Below are 2,133 nucleotides of genomic sequence, written 5' to 3'. Positions count from 1 at the left end.
GGGGCACCGTCGAGATTCGCCGATAGCCGAAGTAGACATCATCTCAGTTCAGGATGTGAGCTTCGACAGGACAGTCGTGCCATAGGCGCGGCTCTCGGGGCAGGCGTCGACCAAATCAGGGCGGTCGAGAGCCACTCATCGAGCCGGCCTCCGGGCATACTCGCCGGCGGTTCGCCAGGAGCGACCACCGTAACGTGGGGTTTGGGGGTCGCTCCCCAGGCAAACAAACGTGGGCCGGACGTTGCACCATGCGAACCGCCCGATCATCGTCCCGGGCCGCCCACTGCCGGGACGTTTGACCAGCTCACGTGTTAGGAACAGCGCTCGGGGCCGTTGACCGCGACAACAACGGGCTCACCCTCCATGCCGATAGTGGTACCGTATCCAGTACCACTCCAGGAGGCATCATGACGTCCGCGATCAGTGCCAGCGAGGCGCGCAAGTCCCTCTTTCCGCTCATTGAGCGCGTCAACGAGGACCACACCCCGATCGAGATCGTCTCCAAGCGGGGTAACGCCGTCCTGGTGAGCAAGGAGGACTGGGACTCGATCATGGAGACCAACTACCTGCTTCGATCCCCCGCCAACGCCAAGCGCCTTACTGAAAGCGTCGAGCAGTGGCGAGCGGGACGAGCCACCGAGCGCGAGTTCGGCCCCGAGGAGTGAAACTCAGCTGGACCGACAACGCCTGGGGCGACTACCTGTACTGGCAGACCCAGGACCGCAAGACCCTCAGACGCATCAACGCCCTGATCGCCGACATCAAACGTGACCCCGACGGGCAGGGCATCGGCAAACCGGAACTCCTCCGAAACAACCTCGCGGGACTCCGGTCACGGCGCATCGACGACGAACACCGCATGGTGTACGCCGTCGAGACCAACGAGATCACCATCATCTCCTGCCGATACCACTACGAATAGCTCCGACCTTCTCGTTGCTGCTCAGTGGCGTTTGGCGAACTCTGCCAACCGCTCACTGAGTGGGCTCACTCGCGGGCGCGGTGGCCGATCGAAATAGCCCGGCTTGACCTCGCGCAGCAGCGTCTCACCGTCCCGGCTCCAGTCGAACCGTGGCCGTTTCAGCAGCCGCCGGAACACGACACTCGCCTTCTCGGGATCCCTCGCCGCCAGCCGGCGCAGGACCATCGGCTCCACGCTGTCGTCCTCGAGATAGGACAGTGTCTGCTCGCGCCATCGGCGGCGTCGCAGCAGGTCGGGGTTCGCGAACGCTTCCTCCACCAGGCCGAACTCCGCGTAGAAGCCGAGTCCGTCCATCTCGTCGTAGATCAGCGCCACCGTCTCCGCATCGGTCAGGTCCAGCGGCAACGACATCGACACCGCAGGAGGAACGTCCTCCGGGTCCGGCCCGAGAATCGCGTCACGGCAGTACGTGTAGTAGCCGTCGAGCCGCTCCTGCGCCTGTTCCCCCGGAACCACCAGCAGGTCAGTGCCGAAGAACTCCACGAACCGGGCCCGGTCAGCACGCTGATGCTCGCACGCCTGCGCAAGCTTCTCCGGATTTCGGAACACCGCTTCCGGCGTACGCAACGACATGTCCAGCGCGAGCTGATAGGCGATGTCCCGATCGCTCCCGCGCAGGATCTGTACCGGCCCGCTCAACATCCACTCGTCACCGACCGCGACCAGCCGGGCGATGATGAACGAGCGGCGCGGCATCTGCTTGAACACGGCCGGCCCATGTTCGACCGAACCCGATAGGTCAAGTCGTCGACCAGGCTCTCCACCACGAGCGCGGGCCCGTCCTTGCGCCGCACCTCGAACGGGCCCTGCACCACATCGCGCCAGCCGAGCAGCATCTCCCGCTCGGCCTCCGGCAGGTCCGGCCGGGAGCCCACGAACTGCTCCACCACTGTCCGGCCGTTCGCCAGCCGGTGCTCCAGCACGAAACAGTCCCAGAGCAGCATCCACCGCTGCTCGTCGGCGTCTTCCCGGCCGTTGCCGTATTCGGCCAGGAATTCCGACGCAGCCCGGTCGTAGCGGGGCTGTTGAGAGAACGCCACCAGCTCGCCCTTGAGGTCACCAGCGCGTCGTAGCAGCGTGGCATCAGACATCGACATGCCACCAACCTATGAGCTGCCGGAGTCAGATCGGCACGGGATGCCTCGTTCGGG

At 65.2% G+C, this 2,133-nt stretch carries 4 protein-coding genes; 2 read left to right on the top strand and 2 right to left on the bottom strand.

Features of this window, described 5'->3' with window-relative positions:
- Positions 1-407: 407 nt before the first annotated feature.
- The gene (locus Aut01nite_RS42985) at positions 408-665 is read left to right on the top strand and encodes a type II toxin-antitoxin system Phd/YefM family antitoxin (RefSeq protein WP_043530827.1); all 258 of its coding nucleotides are present in this window, start codon (positions 408-410) and stop codon (positions 663-665) included.
- Entirely contained in the window at positions 662-922 is a 261-nt protein-coding gene (locus Aut01nite_RS42980; RefSeq protein WP_043530828.1) for a Txe/YoeB family addiction module toxin, read from the top strand. Before Aut01nite_RS42985 ends, Aut01nite_RS42980 begins: the two co-directional genes overlap by 4 nt.
- A gap of 21 nt (positions 923-943) precedes the next feature.
- Here the strand turns inward: Aut01nite_RS42980 and Aut01nite_RS42975 are convergent, their stop codons facing one another.
- Together Aut01nite_RS42975 and Aut01nite_RS42970 are read right to left on the bottom strand one after the other, a co-directional pair.
- On the bottom strand, positions 944-1,690 hold the full coding sequence (locus Aut01nite_RS42975; protein WP_152629013.1) for a hypothetical protein: 747 nt from the start codon (positions 1,688-1,690) through the stop codon (positions 944-946).
- Complete coding sequence (locus Aut01nite_RS42970; protein WP_052164379.1) at positions 1,618-2,079, bottom strand: hypothetical protein; 462 nt, start codon at positions 2,077-2,079, stop codon at positions 1,618-1,620. Before Aut01nite_RS42970 ends, Aut01nite_RS42975 begins: the two co-directional genes overlap by 73 nt.
- Positions 2,080-2,133: the final 54 nt, after the last annotated feature.

Source organism: Actinoplanes utahensis (assembly GCF_016862455.1).
Classification (GTDB): domain Bacteria; phylum Actinomycetota; class Actinomycetes; order Mycobacteriales; family Micromonosporaceae; genus Actinoplanes; species Actinoplanes utahensis.
This window is presented reverse-complemented; position numbering and strand designations above follow the sequence as displayed.

Bases quoted from the DNA above. Each gene is read 5' to 3' on its own strand.
- Aut01nite_RS42970 (WP_052164379.1), bottom strand. From the start codon at position 2,079: ATGTCGATGTCTGATGCCACGCTGCTACGACGCGCTGGTGACCTCAAG.
- Aut01nite_RS42985 (WP_043530827.1), top strand. From the start codon at position 408: ATGACGTCCGCGATCAGTGCCAGCGAGGCGCGCAAGTCCCTCTTTCCG.